10 protein-coding genes are annotated in these 21,183 nt (G+C 38.7%); all 10 read left to right on the top strand.

Annotated elements, in window-relative coordinates:
* Positions 1-1,506: 1,506 nt before the first annotated feature.
* The 10 genes from ACY3FQ_RS17570 to ACY3FQ_RS17615 all read left to right on the top strand — a co-directional run bounded on the left by ACY3FQ_RS17570 (position 1,507) and on the right by ACY3FQ_RS17615 (position 21,008).
* On the top strand, positions 1,507-3,141 hold the full coding sequence (locus tag ACY3FQ_RS17570) for a hypothetical protein (RefSeq protein WP_005005782.1): 1,635 nt from the start codon (positions 1,507-1,509) through the stop codon (positions 3,139-3,141).
* A 31-nt stretch (positions 3,142-3,172) separates the two neighbouring features.
* Positions 3,173-9,799: a strawberry notch C-terminal domain-containing protein gene (locus tag ACY3FQ_RS17575; protein ID WP_489774550.1), complete on the top strand. Its 6,627-nt coding sequence runs from the start codon at positions 3,173-3,175 to the stop codon at positions 9,797-9,799.
* A 312-nt stretch (positions 9,800-10,111) separates the two neighbouring features.
* The gene (locus ACY3FQ_RS17580) at positions 10,112-14,518 is read left to right on the top strand and encodes a hypothetical protein (protein ID WP_489774551.1); all 4,407 of its coding nucleotides are present in this window, start codon (positions 10,112-10,114) and stop codon (positions 14,516-14,518) included.
* A gap of 2 nt (positions 14,519-14,520) precedes the next feature.
* Positions 14,521-15,414, top strand: coding sequence for a hypothetical protein (locus ACY3FQ_RS17585; protein ID WP_125272079.1), 894 nt, complete (start codon positions 14,521-14,523; stop codon positions 15,412-15,414).
* Between the two features lie 68 nt (positions 15,415-15,482).
* Positions 15,483-15,911, top strand: a complete 429-nt coding sequence (locus tag ACY3FQ_RS17590; protein WP_005028693.1) for a hypothetical protein — start codon at positions 15,483-15,485, stop codon at positions 15,909-15,911.
* Positions 15,912-15,920: 9 nt separating this feature from the next.
* On the top strand, positions 15,921-16,721 hold the full coding sequence (locus tag ACY3FQ_RS17595) for a hypothetical protein (RefSeq protein ID WP_024160804.1): 801 nt from the start codon (positions 15,921-15,923) through the stop codon (positions 16,719-16,721).
* A gap of 25 nt (positions 16,722-16,746) precedes the next feature.
* Positions 16,747-17,709 (top strand): hypothetical protein, encoded by a 963-nt coding sequence (locus ACY3FQ_RS17600; protein WP_099143556.1) that lies wholly within the window; start codon positions 16,747-16,749, stop codon positions 17,707-17,709.
* A 12-nt stretch (positions 17,710-17,721) separates the two neighbouring features.
* Positions 17,722-18,558 carry a hypothetical protein gene (locus ACY3FQ_RS17605; RefSeq protein WP_099143557.1) on the top strand — a complete coding sequence of 279 codons (837 nt, stop codon included), beginning with the start codon at positions 17,722-17,724 and terminating at the stop codon, positions 18,556-18,558.
* 5 nt (positions 18,559-18,563) lie between these two features.
* Positions 18,564-19,754 carry a hypothetical protein gene (locus tag ACY3FQ_RS17610; RefSeq protein ID WP_005028684.1) on the top strand — a complete coding sequence of 397 codons (1,191 nt, stop codon included), beginning with the start codon at positions 18,564-18,566 and terminating at the stop codon, positions 19,752-19,754.
* A gap of 12 nt (positions 19,755-19,766) precedes the next feature.
* The gene (locus ACY3FQ_RS17615) at positions 19,767-21,008 is read left to right on the top strand and encodes a hypothetical protein (protein ID WP_489774554.1); all 1,242 of its coding nucleotides are present in this window, start codon (positions 19,767-19,769) and stop codon (positions 21,006-21,008) included.
* Positions 21,009-21,183 lie beyond the last annotated feature (175 nt).

Below are 21,183 nucleotides of genomic sequence, written 5' to 3' on the forward strand. Positions count from 1 at the left end.
TGCTCAAGATAGGCACCCAGCGAAACTTTTTTATAAATGGTTTGTAAACTTTCTTCCGTCCTAATGACGTAAGTTATTGTTTTATAGTGGTGCCAAAATACGAGCGAAACTTTTTTATAAATGGGTTGTAAACTTTCTTCCGTCCTAATGATGTAAGTTGTTGATTTATAGTGCTGGCAAATTTCGAGCGAAACTTTTTTATAAATGGGTTGTAAACTTTCTTCCGTCCTAATGATGTAAGTTGTTGATTTATAGTGCTGGCAAATTTCGAGCGAAAGTTTTTTATAAATGGGTTTTAAACTTTCTTCCGTCCTAATGATGTAAGTTGTTGATTTATATTGCTGGCAAATTTCGAGCGAAAGTTTTTTATAAGTGGGTGTAAACTTTCTTCCGTCCTAATGATGTAAGTTGTTGATTTATAGTGGTGCCAAAATACGAGCGAAAGTTTTTTATAAATGGGTTGTAAACTTTCTTCCGTCCTAATAGCGTAAGTTATTGATTTTACTTTTTTGTCCAGATCCAATAGCTCAACTATCATAGATAGTATGTTTAGTATGTTTTAAGGTTAGGTTATAACTTTTTGGCTGTACCTAACTTCCAGCGAAAGTTTTTTATAAATGGGTTGTAAACTTTCTTCCGTCCTAATGACGTAAGTTATTGATTTATAGTTGTGTCAAAATACGAGCGAAAGTTTTTTATAAGTGGATGTAAACTTTCTTCCGTCCTAATGGCGTAACTCATTGATTTTCTGTTATAGTCTGAACTCAGCGAAAGTTTTTTATAAATGGGTTGTAAACTTTCTTCCGTCCTAATGGCGTAAGTTATTGATTTGTCGTAAAACAAGCTAAATAGCGATCGTTGGGTCATATATAAGGGCTATTCCTCATAAAATCTGAAAGTCTTTATTATCAAGGCTCTCAGGAAATTGGAGAAGTTATCCGCAACGTTTTGAATTTAATTTGCGCTCAAATGAATTTAATTTGCGCTGGAAGTATTTTTTATTCTATTTAATTTTATTATAAACAGCGACTTACAACACTTGCTAGTTTGCAAATTTCCAATATTGCAAAAAGCTAAAAAATGAACAATATTTTACTCATATTTTTAAATTCATTCTAATATACAAGAACTTAATTTGTGGATAGAATTTAATAGGAAAGTGGATAAAAACATCAAAAACCAGCTAAAAACGCCTTATTTTCTAAAAATTCAAATTCAATTTGCGCTCAAATGAATTTGATTTTCGCTCGTACCATTTGTGTTTTTCCGTACTAATCCTGTAATATCATGAAAAATAAGCATAAAAAATGTCCCTAATTAACTTCCCTTAATTAGAAAGATAATAAACAAAAAATTTCTTTTTAAAAATTTACTCTTAAACTTTTTAATATATTTTTTAATTTTTTATTTGCCTCCTTAGTATATACCAATGAGGTTTTGTAGTATTTTATAAATAGCTTGAGTCAATGACCAGCAATCAAAAATATAAAGCGTGGAATTTAAGAAATGAGTAAAAGTGATAATACGATTAAACGTATCGTCATGACTGTAGATCAATTTTACAAACATGATGAACAAGACGAGCTGTATGCATACGGCTTTGATATGTCTACCAATGAACCAGTTCGCATACGAATGAGTTCATCTGAAGAATTCACGAAGATCATTAATAAACTCAACAAGCATCATACTGAGAATGTTTCAGTAGATGAAGTCCACGCAAAATTTGATTCTGGACGTAACCAACGTACTTCATTAGACACACATAATCGCGGTGCTAACCGTGGTCGAATTATCTGTTTTGACAAATGTGTTGACTCACCCTACGAATCTCTTGACGGTTATAAAACTTATGTTGCTCAGTGGTGCAACGTAATGAGTAACAACCCGAATTCACAATTAATCAAAGCAGTCACTTCTATCAATGTGCATCAACAAAAAAACGGCGATTTCTTTGTTAAAGCTCAAATCATTGAAGATGCAGCACATATGCAAGTGCCCAATGTAAAAATTAATTCTCCAGCACTTCATAACGCTATTATTAAAAATAATTTACAGCTTCTTGTTAAATCTTTATCGAATAGTACTGACAACCAACCTGAGCGCATTCCATTTTCAAAAATTGTTGTGCGCTATGAGTCTGGTTCTGTATTAACTACAATCCCATTGATTCCAACCTATGACAGTGCTGATCGTGAAAGTGTTAAGCAATTCGCTAAGCCAGATCCGTTGATGCAACGTGGCGGTATTGATAAAACTAAAAAGTCTTATCGGGTTGCTAAAGATCCGATTGAAAGTATCAAAGATATTTTGAACGGCAATGACTTTCACACCGCAACTTTTGATCCAAATTTTGTACCATCCAACCAGCATGAAAAAGACCAGTTCGATAAACAGGCTCAGAACGTTTATGTTATGGACCAGGCCCGTATTGCCCTGTTTGCATTACTTGGCGATCGACAAATTAAAGTGTTCTACAATGAAGATGTAGACAAAGAAAAAAATCAAAATTTAAAACGTCTTTACGCTGGCTTGGTGAGTCAAAAATTACTGCCTGAGGTTTATCATGGCCAACAACTACAACTAGGTGCGCTTTACAAAGACACGTTCTTAAAGAAATTTTTCAACAATAAAACGCCTCACGCTGGTTTTCGCAAGGTAGATCCAGAAATAGATTTACGTACTGGTGAGGGTGTTCGTGGTGTTGGTGCACCTCCCCTAGTGAATCAATTTACCGATGACTACGGCAATCCAAAACCGCACGACTTAAATCCTCAATTTTTAAGTCAAGTTGATCGTCAGACCATGAATAAATTGACGCATGCAAAACAGCAATTTGCTGAAGCGTTTATTGTTATTCAACCACACCAACGGAACTCGAATAATTGTTTTGTCTCGTTTATCGAGCCTGTTGAACTTACTCAAACCCGTATGAATGCGTTGAACTTTTCAGAAATTACGGTAGAGCATGTACAGCAACATAAAGCTTCAATCGATAGTCCGTTATCTAAGAACTTCAACCACGATCTTTTACCTGATCCACAAGAGTTAATGATGAAAGTCAGACAGCCAGAAATGGATGTTAAGAAAAGCCAAGAAAAGGCTGCGACTTCTGATGTCTATAACGACATGACTTTTTAATCAAATTTAATAATTCTTCTTCAGGTTCGCTATGACTACTCATGATTTAAACGAAAAAATTAAATGGATCGACTTATCACAAGCTGGTGTATATCTCGATGTACGGCGTGTTGGCCAGACGGATAGCCAATTACTCTTATTGGACGTTCAAAAAAAACTATCTAAAGAAAATTTGAATAACATTGGTTTTACACCGATGAAGTTTGAGGCTTATCCTCACTTTGACGGTCACTTGTATCAATACAATTTGAATGAAACGATCAAACCAAGACTGTTTCATGAAGTTTTGGGTATTCCAAAAGAATTTATCCGTAGTGTGCTTGCGACTCGCCAAGAATTGCATGATTTGTTCAATGCCCAAGCAAAAACATTGGTGCCACAACGATTGAACGTTGCGTTGAATAGTGCAACTCCACTCGGTTATAACTCTGATGGCAACAAAATCTATGCTTCAGCTCATAACCGTTTTTACGTGAATGCCCAAGGTACGCAAATACCTGAAGGTCCTAATGATCAGCCGTCTAGTCTGTACTTACGTGCGACCAAGCAAAAAGATTTAAAAGAATGCTTAAGAGGCTATATCTATCAATTAGAACATGAAACAAAGAGCCATAATCACCAGGACTTTTTAAAGTTTTTAGCTCTAATCACGCAAGCCAAAAATGCTGACGTTGATGTATCCAAGGTAACAGATAAACAGATCCATACTGCAGAAGAAGCGCTTGAAACAGTGATGGTCGAAAAGTTAGGTGAGCTTGATTTTACTGAGAGCTCATTTAAAACGAGTTTAGCGTTATACAATCGCATGCCGACTAAGACCATGCGAAACAATACGATTCGTATGTTACAGCAATATTCGACTCCAATCCCGATGTCACTTGTGGCTCAGCGCTTATTGATTGAGGGTGATAACCGAACAAAACAAAACTTTTCCGTGCTCGAGCCAACTGTGGGTAATGGATCTTTAATCGGTTTATTAACCCAAGAGCGTAATGCTTCTGTCTATGCGGTTGAGTTAGATCCCAAACGTGCTGAACGTACAAAAGCACTGACTCAAAATTATGAATGCACGGTTGTTACTGCAGATGCTACACAAATTGATTTTGAGCAAACGTTTAAGCAAAAAGTTGACTATGTGATTGCCAACCCTCCTTTTGGTGCTATGGATAAATTAGAACGTGTTGCACCAATTTTGGTTCAACAGCGTAACGGCGTAGATCCAAACCCATTATTGGTAGATCCATCAGAAAACGTCTGGTTCAGTACGGATAAATTGGACCATGCCATTCTGGTTAAATCACTAAACGCACGAAACGATCAAGGGCGTTCAGTTTTCATTATTGGCTCAGATAAACAGATTTCAGATGGTACGGTTGAGCGTAAATCAAAGAATTTACTCAATTATCTCTATAAGCATTATGAAGTTGAGGCGGTTGTAGAAATCCACGGCAATGCATATGCACGAAACGGCGCTAATCAAAATGTTCGTATGTTGGTGGTAGGCAATCGTAAAAATGAACAAGCGTTACTACAAACTTACCAATCTTCTGTGGTACCAGATAAGTTGAAAGTCATAACGGACTATGACGAACTTTGGGGATGGGCTAATAACGTAATCTATAAACGTTTGAATCCGAATAAGGATCTATACTTCAAGCCAACTACTCCGACTCCAGTTGAGCAACAAGCACCAGTGGTTGAACCTGTTGTTGAGGTTAAGCCTGTTGAAAAAGAAAATGACGATTTGTTTGCCAGTCTAGGTGATGAACAGCCTGTTTCGCCACTTGAAGATATTGCATCAAGTGTAACGCCTACGTCTGCAGTCACTATGTTTGATGAAGTCGTGGTCGCTAAAGAAGAAGAGATTAAGCAAGAGGAAGCTGTCAAACCAAAACCGATGTTTGGTCGTAAACCTAAATCAAAACCGAATAAAGTTTCTTTTGACTTCGGAACCGTTGAAGTTAGTACGCAAACAACCAGTTCAGATGATGATGTACCTACACCAACTGAAGCTACACCAACGTTTGAAAATGAAAATGACAATGATTTCGTGCCTGAGGTAAAGAATCCGCACGAGAACCAAAATCAGGATGAAGACCTTGACGATGACGTTAATCTTCAAGTAGGTGATACCACGGCGACCAATGAGGGTGAAACACCTGAACAAACACCAGCTGAAGAACCAGCGGTAGAGCAAGTAAAACAGGAACCGGGTTTAACTGCTGAAGAGATTGCTAAGTTAAATTCTGAATTAGCGATCGGTACTGAGCAAAAAGAAGAAGAACCGACTGTTGAATCTGACCAATCAAATTTACAGCCGATTGTTCCTGTTCCTAATGCTGAAAACACAACAGAACCAACTCCGGAAAATATATACCAAGTTAAGTATATACCGATGTCCATGGCATCTGAGCCAATTGCTTTAGTGGCTAAAAACCAGATTAAAGCGATTAATCAGGCAAATGCTCAATTGACTAAACACATCCAAAATGTATTAGGTTTTGGGGGTATCAATTTCCAAGCTGAAGTCGATAATGGTAACTACCCTACTCTTGTTGATGCCTATGTCGCTAAGAAATTGCAATATGACAATTTTGATGCACTAAAGTCCGCTTTTGCATGTGAACAGGTCGATGCGGTTGCCCATATCATTTTACGTTTTGACCAAAACTTACCTGTGCTTATTGGCGACCAGACGGGTTTAGGTAAAGGTCGTATTGCAGCTGCGTGTTTACGATATAGTGCGTTAAGAGGAAAGCCCCCTGTTTTCCTTACAGATACAACGCAACTCTTGAACGACATTTGGCGTGATATTGTTGCTACAGACAGTGACAAGTTCTTTAAAGATCCGTTTATCTTTAACTCGGATGCTGTGATTAACCGCTTTGGTACTGAAGAGGTTTTATTCACTGGCCAAGATCTGCCTAAGGAAATTGAAGATATTCCAGCGCAACATGACTTGGTATTGGCAACGTATAGCCAATTTAACCGACCAAACCGTAAACGTGCGTTATTGACTCGTTTTATTAATCAAGACACTGTTTTGGTGATGGATGAAACGCACCGTGCAGCATCCTTGAAATCAGCTACAAGTCAATTTTTCTTAGATGTTATTGATCAGACCAACCTAATTAATTTCCTGTCTGCATCGGCAATTAAGAAACCTGAAAATCTTGAATTCTTCCATAAATTGTTCCCTCGATCCGTATCTCGTAATGACTTACAAAAGGTTATCGATAATGCAGATGGTCCAATTTTGGAGTTTATTTCTGAAGGTTTGGTAGATAGCTCTGCAATGATTCGTAGAGAGCAAGATCTCTCGCACATTACCATTCAAACCTTTGTGCCAACTGAAGAGGAAATTAAGAAATTTCACAATTACTCAGATGTTCTTTCTGACATCTTGACGGACATGGTGAAATTTTCTAAAGACATTCGCCTCGATGCGCTAGAAAACATTGCCAATGATGATGATGCTGTTGCCAATTTAGACTTTCATCAGGATTCAGACGATCCGAAAAACCGTTTAAGTTTGAGTGTGATGAACTTTGGATCTCGAATGTACCAGATCCAAAAGCAATTCCTATTGGCATTGAAAACTGACTCTACAAGTGATGCTGTGATTCAGGCGTTACATGAGGGTAGAAAGCCCGTGATTGGTTTGGAAAATACGGGTGAGAGTCTATTCAACATTTTGATGCAAAGTCACATGGAAGCGATTTTAAAAGCAGATACGGCGCAAGACGTTACCGCTGATTCGCCTGAAAAAGAAAAAGCGTTTAATAACTTCAAGTCGGTATCGTCAGAAATTGAATTTCTTGAAAGTGAGCTTCAAAAACTCATGATCAAAGAAAACCGTGACGCTGGCGATGAAAAAGCAGCGAAAAATATTCAAAAGGAATTGACTAAGCTTGAAGATAAGCGCGGTAGCTATCTGCAAAGTCAAATTTCTGTTTTAGATGAACTCCCACAATTCCGTGACTTGCTTGAAGTGATGTTAGATCGCATCGATGTGGTGAAAGCTGAAGATAACTACGGTAACTCGTTCGTTAAGAAGCTCAGTACGGAAGTGACATTTAATGAAAACGGCGATCCAGTGGTAAGTCCGTATAAAATCATTTTGGATCGTATCAAAGAAAAGATTCAAAAGTTCCCTGACCTACCTTTGATGCCTTTGGACGTACTACGTAACAAGGTGACAAAAGCTGGCTTCAAGATTGATGAAATCTCTGGCCGTCAGATCCACTTAACGGAAACAAGAGACGGCAAATGGAAGGTTAATAAACAAGAGAACAATACGACACAAGGTAAGATTTTGGTTCAATCAAAATTCCAATCTGGTGAAATCGATGTTGTTATTGTGACTCGCTCTGGTTGTACGGGTATTTCTCTACATGCAGCCAAAAACCCTGATCCTACAATTCCATCGGATCACTTGCGCCAACGTGAGTTGTTTTTCTTGCAAAAACCTGAGAACTCTACCGATACGATTCAGATGATCGGTCGTGTGGGTCGCCGTGGTGAAGAATCACATCCGATTATGACGACAGTAGATTCGGGTATTCCAGCAGAAACACGTATGCACTTAATGATGATTCGTAAACTGTCTACCCTATCAGCGAACGTCTCTGCCAACTCAGAAACCAAGTTTAACGAAAACGATTATCCTGACATGCTCAACTACATTGGCAACCGGGTAGCGTTGGACTATTTAAAAAATAACGTAAACTTGGCGAACACACTTGATATTGATATTTCGGATGATGAAAAAGGACCATCATATCGCACGGCGCAAAACTATCATGTGAACCAGTTGCTATCTAAACTGATTTTGATGCCGATTAGTCAGCAAGAACAGGTTTATCAAGACTTGGTTGTTGACTATAACGATAAGATCCGTGAATTAGACTTGTTGGGTCGTAACCCTCTCAAGACCAACTTTTTAGACTGGAAAGCTAAAAAAGTCCGTGAGTTTGAAGTGAAGGACAACTTCTTTACCGTGACTTCAGAAACAGAAGCAGCCAAGATCAATACCTTTGATCTACCTGTGCGTTTTGAAGGTCTGCAATACATTGAACATGTTGAGCCATTACGTGCTGACAATCTAAAACTCATGTTCAAAGAAAGTGATGATTATCTGGTGCGTCAATTTAAACGTATCAATGAAAACATCAATGAAACGGTACACGGACTACTACACTATGCCTATAACTTTGAGGCATTGATGTACCAAAAATATGAAGGCTTTGCTAAGCAAAAGTTATTTTTCAAAAATGGGCAAATGCGTGGTGAAGTGATTCGTGATTATCGACACGAAGTATTTGATCATTTCGGTGTTGTTGAAGCCAATGTAAAACACATTGATGATATTCAATTTCGTAAACCTGATGATCACTCTGCAGATGCTTTTGAAAAAGTAGCTGAAGCGGTTTATCTTGCCAATGATCCTATTTTGACCTCTAACTTTGATCGCATGTATCGAATTGTTCAGGATCTAAAATTCTTGGCTCGTTCTATGGAAAGGAACGAAAAAGAAGGTCATTCAGCGCATGGGTTATTGTTCCTTATCTCAAAACCTAGTCTTTTTGATGATGAAGTGACGCCAGATCACAAAACAGGTGCTTTGCTACGTCTAGACCTACCGCCGTTACGTGGAGGTGCAATCACACCGAATGCGGTTAAGCTTGATTTGGTTTACCCTGGTGATAAGAAGTCGTTTAAAGTTCCACTGATCAATTACACCATGCAAAATGCCAAGCAAGACTTGGATTGGGTAGCTCCAGTGAGTGAAAAAGGACGTATTATCCTAAAACGCTTCAATCCTGAATTTTATTCTTATGCTGATGTGAATAGACGTCATGTTGAGGATCGTCAACCCTTGGTGAACTTATTTACTGAACAAAACAATTATTCCCGTTATACGCGTACCTATTTTGAAAAAGCGCCGTCTGGTGATGTCACACGACAAGCGATTACCTTAACGGGCAATATGTTCAAGGCACATAAGATTGTCAGCTCACTAGATCTACGACATTCAACCGTTATATTTACCGATGCTGATGGTATGCGTAACCGTGCGTTATTATTGCCATCAAATACACCAACTGACTTGTTTGAAAGCTCTCTTGAAAACCAAGTGACGTTTAAGCAAGTTAAAGAGATTGCGAACTTCTTTAATCAATTGCCTGTAAACATTGATTTCAACCGCAATAACTATGTGGGTACTAAGGTTAATTTCCCGTACAAGAAAGCAAGTATTGAGTTCTACTACAACGGTTCAGACTGCTTTAATGTGACGGTGAAATCTGTTGCAAAACAGTTCAATCGTTTTATGTCGAATACCAACGTATTCCATGATCCTAAAGGCGGTAAAACAGATGAATCGTTGAACATCCACTTTACTGAGCCAGGCCGTAATGAGTTTAGATTTGCGCTTGATCTCAAGGATGTTGAACGCTTTGTTGACGAGCTGGACAGTACAACCAAAATTGAAGCTGCCTTTTTGGATTTAAAATCTAAACTTCCTGATGGTAATGGTTACTTTTTAAATGAAATTAACCGTATGCTTAATCCTCCAGAAGAACCAGCTTATAAGGCTGAGTTACATGAGGGTAAAACCCTAGATAACGATCAAGAAATCCAGCAATTATCTTTCTAAAACCCTCCCTTAAAAGGTATATACCAGACCATACGTGAATAACAATTACGTGTGGTCTAGTTCGTATATACCATGTATCATATCTGTGACGATCACATTGACGTTTTAAAAAACAAATACAGGTATTTTATGTGCAACTCTAATCCCTTAGAGGAATCTTCTAATAACTCAGATTTAGTGGATTTTGACAGTGAATTAGACATCACAACTGGTTTTAATTCTGACTTTAAAGAAGACTTTATTTGGAATGTTGATACAGATTCTAAAAAGGACTCTTAAAATCAGAAAGGCCACCTGTCATAAGGATCAAATATGGACCAAAGCCCTAAACAAGATAATTTTGACGAGCAAACACTTGATCAACTGCAAGACGGCCAATCATTAACTTTCAATGAGGGCCTGGAACAGTGGGATGATTTAAGTTTGGACGCCGTGGAATTTCAATCCATCCAGCCTACGCCACAACAAAACAATGTTGCACAAGATCAATCGCAACAATACCAGTCTGAACCATATCCCAAAGATCCCCTATCTGAACCTCCATTAATGGAAGAACCGCCAGTCATGCAAGATGATGGGTATCAATATGATCAGCCTATGGGCGGTAACTCTGTACCTCCTGGGCACCCAGATTATGATTACGCTCCCCCTCTTGAAGATACTCGGTTGAACGATGATGAACCGATGTTTTTTGACGAAGGTGATTATGAGCGTAGTAGCTACCCGATCTACGAGAATGAACAGTCCATCATTCCTGAAAACACGTTTGATCTTTCCGCTGTCACTGTCAATGATTTAGCTGAACTTGATCCTGTTCTGATTGGTAAAGTATTTGATGCACTTGAGCAAAGAGATCCAGCCAGTCAATTAGAATTCTTTGCAGACATCGGGCTTGATCTGCAGAATGATGATGATCTTAAGTTTATTGCGGATCTGAATAAAATCCAGACTAAAAACGCACTGGACCAAGGATTAGGCAATATTGCTGAAAATAACAGTTCATTGCCAGTTGAAGACCGTGTATATACAACTGCAGACTCTAAATTATTCCTATCAGACAATGATCCTGATTTCCTCCTTTCCAAAGAAGAGAATCCATTTGAAGCCGTTCAAGTGGCTGAAAAAACCCTCTTTAACTTTGAGACAAAATCTTTTGTCACTCAGCCCTACTATGGTTTAAGCCTGAAGGGTGCAACTAAAGAAAATGCCCTCAACTTCCTGAGTAATCGTCAATTCGCGATTGAAGGCTTGATTAACCAAAACCAAGTCGTGCGTGAAGCAAAACAGCAGATCTACAACGAAGTTACGGGTGCACCGAATACCTATTTTTCAGGTGAATTAACCGATAAAAACCAAATTAACGCATTGATGCGCCAAGTGCGTGACTTTTGCTTAATTCGTGGGATTGAAGCTGAAGAACTTGGCTTAGTGCCAAAAACTATCGTCATGGATCAATGGCGTGTGAATAGCGACCATACAGCTGCTCGACTTGAACAACTTGAGATTCACTATCTTGAATTCAATACGGACACGTTAACCAAGGAAGTAATTCAGTTATTAGAAACCCGTGAACATAGCGACCAGTTACAAGCTGCTCTACTTTTGAAAGAACATAAAGAAAATCAGAAGACTAAAGAGACAGTAAAGGAAGATGTTGAATCAGCTGATCCGAATGCACCAAAAGGTACACCAAAGAGCACATTAAACATTGCTGGTGGTCCACAAGACAAAGCAAGTTTGGCTGCAAGTAGCGTTGCCTCTAAAAGCTTTAAGGATATGCGAAATGAGGAAGGTAACGAACGTCCTCCTTTAGCGCGTGAAAATAGCCACGGCCATCCACGCACGGTCGCTGATGAACTCGCTGCGCTCAGTGCAAAAATGATTGCAGTCATGATTGAACTGGTTAAGAAAACAATCAAGTTGATCATTGCAGCGATTATGGCCATGTTCAACAAGAACAAAAGCCTTGATAACCTGAAAAATATTTGGGATAAACCAATCAATCCTGATGTTACCGTTAAAAGTAACCATCCAGACGCACAACAACCCGAACAGCTTGCCAATACAGCCGATAAATCAAAATTGACTGAACCTGGTAAGAATGCCGATATTTTAAAACCGATCTCAAAAGAGCAAATGTTGCCTCTTTTAAACGATCCATATACCACTCAACTGAATAAAGACCGTGACGGCGTTACCTTAGAAGAATTCGATCTAAATGTCGCTAAAGTCTATGCCATTGACGGTGAACAATACATCGTGATTGATGTAGTCGGTAAGGATTCTGTCGAAGGTGTTGAATCCTCTACCCCATTTATCAAACTGGTTAAGGAAGCAGATTTACCGCCTCAAGTGGAAGGTAGCGATGCACCTACCCCGATTACGCCGTTCTATTTAGAAACGATTGAAGACAAAGTAACGTTTCTCTCAATTGAAGAACTGCACGAAGGCATTAAGTCTGAAAAGATCCATGAGTTTGAAGGTCGCTTTTTTGAACCCATTTGTTCTCAGTATTTAGAACAAGCACGTATGTTCCTTGGTGCCGAATATCCATTAGGGCAAGATCCAGAACAAATGACTGAAGAAGCCAAAGCTTCATACAAAGATCAGTTTATTCAACGTGCCTATCAATCAGGTCAAATGATTTCGGATCAAGTAAAGAAAGCCAAATCTAAACTTTCAAACCTTTTGGGTAAGTTTAAAGGCAATACTGCAGAACAGTCGGCAACTCAATCAGCACCGCAAAGCCAAGACCAAAACAATGACGGTAAACCAATGAACCCTTATGACAGTATTTATGTTGATCATGATTCTGACTTAGAAGCATTCTTTAAAGACCGTCACAACAATGTTTCTAATGCTGAAATTGAACAGTTTGTCGGTATGGTTTATGAAGATGAAACAACCCAAACCAATATGGTTGTTTTGGATATAGCTTCCGATAATCTGGATAAACGTGCGATCGTTGTGCCTCTTTCGGTGATTGAAGATCTCGAAAATATCACTGAAAAAGATGTGCTTTATCTTAAAGACATCGTGAATGAATCCTCTACCGTTCCACTGTATGAGCTGGAGTCTGTCGAGCCGATAGACGAGTTAAATGCGCTTGGTAAATTTTCAAGCGAATACTTAGACAAGCTCAAAGCCGATACCATCAACAATACTGCAGAACAGACTAATACTTACGCCAGATCTGCCGAACGTGAACTTGAACTTTCAAAAATGATTTTGGAAGGCAAGCTCAGTGTTGTAGGTGCTATGGTGAAAACGGATTACGGTCAATTCGTGGTACTGACTTCAGATTCGGAAGGTCATAAATCAATTGCACCCGAATACAACGCCGTGGCCATTACCAACCTTGATCGTCAAATTACCACGGAAGATATTATTAATGCCGGTATTACAACGATACCGCGTAAAGATATTTTAGAGTGGAATACTGTCACGGCGCTCAATGAAGAATCTGCCAATCAGGTGACTTATTTAGATCCTGAAGTTTACCAAGCAGTAAGTAATGCAATTCATCAAAATCGCGAAAAAGAATTGATTCAAACCTTGAGTACGTTACAACCCTCTGCAGCACTCAATAGCATCGGTTCAAAAATCATTACGCAAGATGGCAATACATATATTGGTCTATGCGCCAAAGATGATGGCAAATCAGGCGAGTACTACGCCGTAAAAGCTCCAGATAATCAACTCTCCCCGATTGGTGCAAGCTATATCAATGATGTTGGTGTTGAAGTCATTAGCCGTAGCCAAATTGCTGAATTTCAGAATGCGGAAAATAATCAGCAACAACTAATCAGCCATGATGTGTTTGTTACATTGCTAAATGCAGTCAATAACAGCAATGAACAAGAAGTACTTCACCTCTTCTCTAACTTGGACCAGGTGAAACAACAAATTAAAGATTCGTTATTCAGCGAAAAGGAAAGTGAAAAAGTGATTGAACAAAATCAATTTATTGAACAACTGAAAAACAATAACCTTGTGAAAGCCGATCACATTAACGCGCTTAATCAAATTGCTGATCAGATTCAAAATACGCAACTGAAAAATGTTGTTAAAGGTATGGCCTCAACCGTTGTTGCGCCTGAAAACTCTCAAAACGAGATGTATGTTCAAAGCTTTCTACATCTCAACCAACGCCTAGACACGTTACAACAAGATTTAAAGCTTCAAGCAGCATCAAATCTTATGAATGCTGAATATAAGCAACTTTTTGAATGTATGGATGATCATCTAGTACTACCTACTGCGTATGGTGATGCCAAGTTTGTAAACCTTAATAGTGTTGAGCCTCGTATTGTTGAATTTAGAAACTCGGCTGAAACAGGTCAAATCTTTGACAGCTTCAACGCCGTGATTGCTGAAACAGGAAACGTGGAAATTGCGCTTCAGCACTTAAAGCAAGAGATCTTAACCGATCACTATATCGCTGCGATTCATGAAGATGTGAAGTTACACCGTCTAGAACAGCAAGACATGGACAAAATCAAAGAAGTGAATCAGATCCTTGAGGCTGATTTTGATAAAACTGGCCTACGCTTAGAAGCGCTCCAAGATGGTTTGAATCTCAATACTAAAAACTACTTAGACCAAGTAAAGCTTGAGAAAAATACGACATCTCAATTTTTGAGTGACCTTGATAAGCATATAGATTTAGAAGTCGCACGTAGAAACGATCATGACAATGATCAAACATTGGGGCGTTAATCATGGATCTCTATAAAAACGTAACTGGCGACATCGATGCGATGATTACTTTTGATAAAATCTTAGGTGGTTTTGGTCAAAATACAGTGAATACCACGCGTGAGCGTGTTCAAACCAACTCTAAGCATGAAAAGGTAGAGCGTGAGATTGAAGGTGCCAGTCCGTACCTTAAAAGCGATTATGAGCTATTTGTCGAGCATCACAATATGTTGATGCAAGAGTATCGGGCAACTCAGCTACATTTACGCAACATCTTAGAAAAGAAAAATGAGGTTAAAAGCATTCAAAAGCTTGCGGATCTCTGCGAACGGCACCAGTGCTCCAACATCGCTCAATTATTCGTTGAGAAAAATGAAGATGAATATGTATTGCAATGCTTTCAAGACTTTCAGCAAGACTTAGAAAACAATAATGCTCTCCGAAAAGACTTTAATCACTTTTCAGACTCGTTTGAAGCCTACCGATACAATATGGAGATCTGTAATAAGCTTTCTGGTATCGATCAGCCGTTTACCCTTGAACGTCCGAATGACAGACAGTTGAATTTCGTTATCCATAGTCATGAAAATATCAATAAAACATTGTTGGACTATCAGGCGAAGATCATTGAGCAACAAACAACTGTAGACCAGCTCAAGCAAGATGCTTCCTATACTGCCCTATTTCCGATCGCAACCAATGATAAGAACATGTTCTCAATTGCAGCGACCGAAGTTTATGTAGAACAGTCACCAAAATATCAAGACTATCTTAAGGTCATTAAAAATGAGCTTAAGAACATAAACGAAACGGGTAAAAATACGTTTAGTCAGCATTACAAAGATACTATTACGCAAAGCAATCTTGAAAACGTTAAAACTAAAGAAAGCGCTTCAACTTATAGCAATGGGTTTTAATTAATTTTAAATAAAAACATTTAGGGTGTTTTAAGATAGAATCTAAATACCCTTTAATGGAGTTAAACATGATTCAAACTAAAATCACTGAACCGACAAGAACGCCGTTTAATCCTCATGGTTTTGCAGATGCAACGCCTTTACATGCGTTTTACTTGGAATTATTAGAAAAGGGATTAATCCATAAAGCTCTTGAAGAAGGTAATTTGGAATTTGAAAACCAAAACTTGTTCATGACGATCGATTGGGAATCAATAGACGTTCAAATGGATGCTTATACGTTTGATGTGAAATTAGATATTGTATGTGGCGTCATACTTGATGAACAAAAAGTCACGAATAGCATTCAAGTGTTTATTAATGAGCAAACTTTGTTTATAGCTTCAGCTAAAACCTTTAACCCTAAATCTGGTCTAACGCAAAGTCTTAACTTTGATATTCCTTTACGTGTTTTAAGTCAAATGGGCTATTACGCCCTACCTCTCAAAGAGGACTAAATCGTGGGAATGAGCATAGAAAGCCAAAACATAGCATTGTCTCAAGAGCCTACAACCTTTGTACCAGAAGCTTTTGTACACTCTATTAACTACTTTTGTCAGACCTTAGAGAACACTTTTCATTTTGATAAGCGTTCACTCAATTTCTTTGAACCAGGTACACCAAAAGAATACGGCTTGTATCTTACTGAACAGCATTGCCTTGTTTTTTTGAATGCTTGCAGTAGTGGCTATCTTGGCGAAACACGCAAAGTTACCAGCTTCACCGCTTTTGTGCTTTTAAATCAAAAAAATAATGAATCTGAAATGCTCGACATCACGTTAAACGATCCAAAACGTGTAGAGGAACATTTCAAAACTGCGTCTAAAGATCAGATCAATATTTACTTAAAGAACGTGCATGAATTAAGTAATTTTCTGAAAAATAAGTACTCGGATTCAGGTTTTTTAAAAGATATTGTGACTGAGGAAGGTTTTTCTAAAACCCTAAAGCCATCGGTTTTACAGGAATGCTTAAAAGAGGAAGTAGAGCTAATTAATACTTTAATGTGTTTGGTTAGTACTCAGTTTATATATATTACGACAGCTATTATTTTTAAGCGTCCTATTTTAAAAGAATTCATAAAACTATGTTTAACCAATGAGAAGTATATACTACAATATGGTGAAGAATGGTATTATGATTCTATATATAAGTTCGCTAAAAGGATATATGAGTTAAAACACCTTATAGCTACCTTATATTTAAGTAGTGAAGCTGTAGTAAAAGATGTTGTAGTGCTTTGCGAACTTGCTTCTAAAAAACATTAATCATAACTCTTTTAAAGGGCTAGATATGCGTAACAATCACAAGAAAGCTAAAAGGCTACAACAAGTTCGGGGCAAGACTTTAAGGACTAACCCTAATCTACAAAATGTTAAGCCAGTTTTTAAAACTAAAAGTGCTTTAAGCATTTTTGTTGCTACCGTTATTGGGTGTTCAAGTGCTATTGCAGTTCAACAAAGTTCCGTTGCTTCTGTTACCAGTAATACTCAAAACATGGGTAACTTAAACATCGCAACATCATCGACCATTGCAAGTAGCTCTGGTGGTGATACGCCTTTGTCGAATTCAAATAGCGGATATTATTCGTCTACCAGTTCTAATTCGTCATTCAACTCTACTGCTGCTGAAAACAACTTCATGGCGGTTAAAAAAGGTGAACAAGCAGCTGCTCAAAACATTCAAACCAATATTGAATCATGTGCAACTGATGGGATCGGTAAAGTCGTTAAAGACAACTTAGATCTACAAATGACGGTTTGGGGTCGTCCAATCGATATTAACAAAATGTTCAGTCCAGCTAGTCAAGGTGGCTGTTTTGCTGACATCGGTAAAATCATTGACCTTTCTGTGACTATTCCATCACTTGATACAATCATCAATGCAGCGCAACAAATGGTTGTCGATTACGCGACTAAAAAAGCGTGTGACGCAATGAAAACTGCAAGTACTGAACTTGTTGGCCCATTGAATGATGTTATAGGTGAAATCAACAAAGCTGGTCAATATACTGATGTATCGGGTGCGCTTGGTACTGCTGTGAATGGTCAACTTGGTAAACTTGATCCTGGTCTAGTTATGCCTAGCGGTGCTTTTGAGGGTGGAGATACTTATACAATCAATGGTAGTAGCTCGACTAGTCCAGTTTCTTATTCAACTGATCAAAAAGCCAGTACTAGCACACCGTCTAACGCAAAAACTTCAAGTTCAGAATCTACTTCTGTCACCCAATCAATTAAAGACTTTTTCTCTTAAGTTGGGGGTGGTATGAAAAATAGAAATAATCTGCGTAAAAGAAGAATTACTGTTAATCAGTTTTCACCTGTTAAAGCAATTGCGGTGGGTACTTTAACGGTTGGTCTATTATCCGTACCACTTTTTACCAATGCTTTTAGTCTTGGCACTATCCTTTCTGAGCTTGCAATACAAGCTCAGCAATTGATGGTACGTTCTGCTGTGCGTGTATCTACTCAACAAACAGCGGTCAGTGCAAATCAAATTGTTGATAACCAAACGCGTGATTCAGAAATGATCGTTGCTGGTATTCAAAGTGTCGATAAAAATATTGAGATCAAAAAAGCGATTTTAAATTCTGGTACGAATGCTGCCCTCCCTGATTCAGCTTTTTGTACGGCTCTTGAAGAACGTGAACAAACCGATCTCAATAGAAACTTAAAAGACTTTAACGTTTCTAAATACATGCAAGATGTTTCAGGGAAACTTTTCTCAAATTCAACAGATGAAGCAACCTCACCATATGCGTTTCACTTGGCGACCTCGTGTGGCGTAGAAGAAGCAAAAATAGGTGTCTGTAATTTGATTCCAAATGGTCTGCAGTATGGCGACATTGATACTGCTTTTGTTTTTTCTCGTTCTCGACTTTCTGAACAGCAAGCGACTGTTGCATTGAACTACTCGTCAATTGCATCTAACAACGTTGTTCCAGTCGGATTGATGGAATGCTCTTCATCAACTTGCGTTGATTTTCAAAATAAATACATGGCTGGAAGTACTCTTTCATCACTGGCTAACTATTCGGTGGCTAATAATGTGATGCAACGCACTACACCAAACTCCAATGCTTCAGCCAAATTCTTTGAGTAATGACTATGAGAAAGCGTAAAAATACTTTAAGACAGCCTAAAGGAAAATCAAAGTTTGTACCTGTCATTTTAGGTGCAACTTTGGTGATTAGTAGTCCTGTTTTTGCTGAATGGGCTACGGTTGGTTTGGGTACGATTATGAGCGAGATGTCTTCTCAGATTCCTAAGCATGCAAGCAACCAAGCAAATGATATTCAACAAGTATCTCAAAGTACCCGTAGAAAGTTAGATGATTCGACTGAAAACATCGTTGCAGCGCTTAAAGTTGCGGTGAAGCAAAAGGCGCAAGCTGCTAACCAAATTACCGATGCGACAACTAAAAACACCCAAACTATTGCCTCTGGTATTCAAGCGCTTTTACAGTCAGATACCATGAAAAAAGCACAATTTGCTTATGGCGCCAATACTGGTCAAGGCTTTAAGTCTTGTGAGGTTTTGGCTGAAAATACAAATATGTCGAGTGCATCTGGTCAAGTGATTGATCAAGCAGCTGATATGGCGACTCAAACTTCTCAAGTCGGCGGTAAATTAGTTGGCTCTCAACAGGAAGTGATTAATCAACGCCTAAACGTGCATAAAGCTGAATTCTGTACGGTTGCTGAAGCACAAGCTGGTCAATGTACGTTGTCTAAATTACCGGGTGGCGATACCAATGCTTCCCTACTGTTTAAGTCTGTTGCACCTGGTTCAAAAGAAGCTCTTGCAAGACATTACGTGCGTGAAAACATTTTAGGTACACCAGATAAATCATTGTCTAATGCAACGGCACGTACTCCAGCTGGTCGAGATTATTTGCAAGCAACAAACCAAAAAACAGCTTTACTTGCTATGCCAGCGTATAGCTTGGCGGTTATTGACGCGCAAAATACAAAATCATTCAAAGATATTGACGGCAAAATGGTGTCTGCCAACGATTTGATCGACCAAACAATCGCACGTTACTACGGTGGTCCTGAAGCTAAAAAATGGCAAATGGCGATGGCGATGCAAGATCCACGCGGTCTACTTAAAGAAGCCAATATCATTAACGGTGTTTCTGTTTATTTAGATCTTCAAACTTACAAGCAAAGTTTGCGTGAAGAAGGTTTATTGTCTGCATTACTTTTAGCGAAATCTCAGCCGATAAAAGATGATGTGAAAACGAAATACGGCCAGTCAGTGAAAGTTAAGCTTTCACAAACTATGCCTCAATTTTAAGGAGACTAAATAATGCGTACTCCGAAAAGAACATCACGTAAAGTTATGAAAGCGCCACAAGCGCACGGCTCTCGTTCAAAAATTAGTGCACTCGGTTTAACCCTCGCCATTATTAGCGGTTCTGCATCTGCTTATTACTGTGCTTCCGTGGGCAACCCGATGGCAGTAAATACCTTGAATATGCTTATTCAACAGGCTGATGCGGTGGAAAGCGCTGCGTTACGTGCGTTGGACACAAACTTATCTTTGGGCATTAAAAAGCAACAAGATGATGTGACGGCAGCGATTAAGATCCTGACGAAACAAGAGGCTGTATCTGCTCAAGGTATTTCAGATAACGCACATAAAAACGCACAAAGTCTTGTAACGGCGTACCAAGCTGTTAAACAAAGTGAGCAAATGAAAAAAGCTCAATTTGAGTTTGGTGCACATGGCCAAGCATTTAAAGCGTGTGAAGTTTTAGGCGATCGTGAACAAGCTCAACAAGACAATAAATCTGCTGATAGTTCAATTTTAAATAAAGTTGGCTCTGAAGTGGTTGCTGCGCCTGGTGTCTACATGAACCCTCACAAAGCACAAGAAGCTATGTTACAAGCTCATAATGAGTTTTGTACCACTTCTCAGGCTGCGTCTGGACTATGTGGTGCTGCTGGTGAAAATGCTGGTCTAAGTTTACAAGCTTCAACTTTATTCACGACTGCAGCGCCAGACACGGCGATGGCTCGTGCTCAAAATGCATTGATCAACAACATGGTTGGTCTACCTGATGCTCCAATTGACGGTAGAATTGCGAAAACATCTGCTGGTCAAGATTATGTGATGGCTAAACTGGCGAAAGATGCTTTAACTTCTCCAGCAATTACCTCTTTGAAAGCAATTCAAGCGCAATACTCCCCTGTTGCTGGTGGTGGTACCAATAGTCATGATTCAAGTACCAAACTTGCACCGATGCAACACTTGGAAAAAAGTGTCTCTCGTTATTTAGGTTCAGGGCAAGATTACAAAGACTTTGCTAAATCACAAGCGATTAAAGATGAACGTGGTTTGATGGTCGATGGTTTAATTCAAAGTACTGAACGCTTGAACTTGCAATATCAACAATACAAGTCAAATGAACGTAAAGAAGCGGTATTGGCTGCGCTAGTTTCTGCTGAAAGCAAATTAACTGACGGCTCAATTGAAGTGATTGATCGTTCTAAGTCTACGGGTAACATTCGTAGGATTGCACTTTCACAAGCAATGGCAAGTAAATAGCCTGATTTTTTCATTATCAGGCTGATAATGAAAAAAACTTAAAAAAAAGGGATGGTTTTAAGCCATCCCTTTCTTTGTTTAAAACCCTTTTAGATAGTTTCTTTATATAAATTCTCTTATAATCTTTAGTATATACCGTTCAAAAGTAACCGATGGTGCTTTGATATTTTAATTA

Source organism: Acinetobacter sp. AB03 (assembly GCF_058107045.1).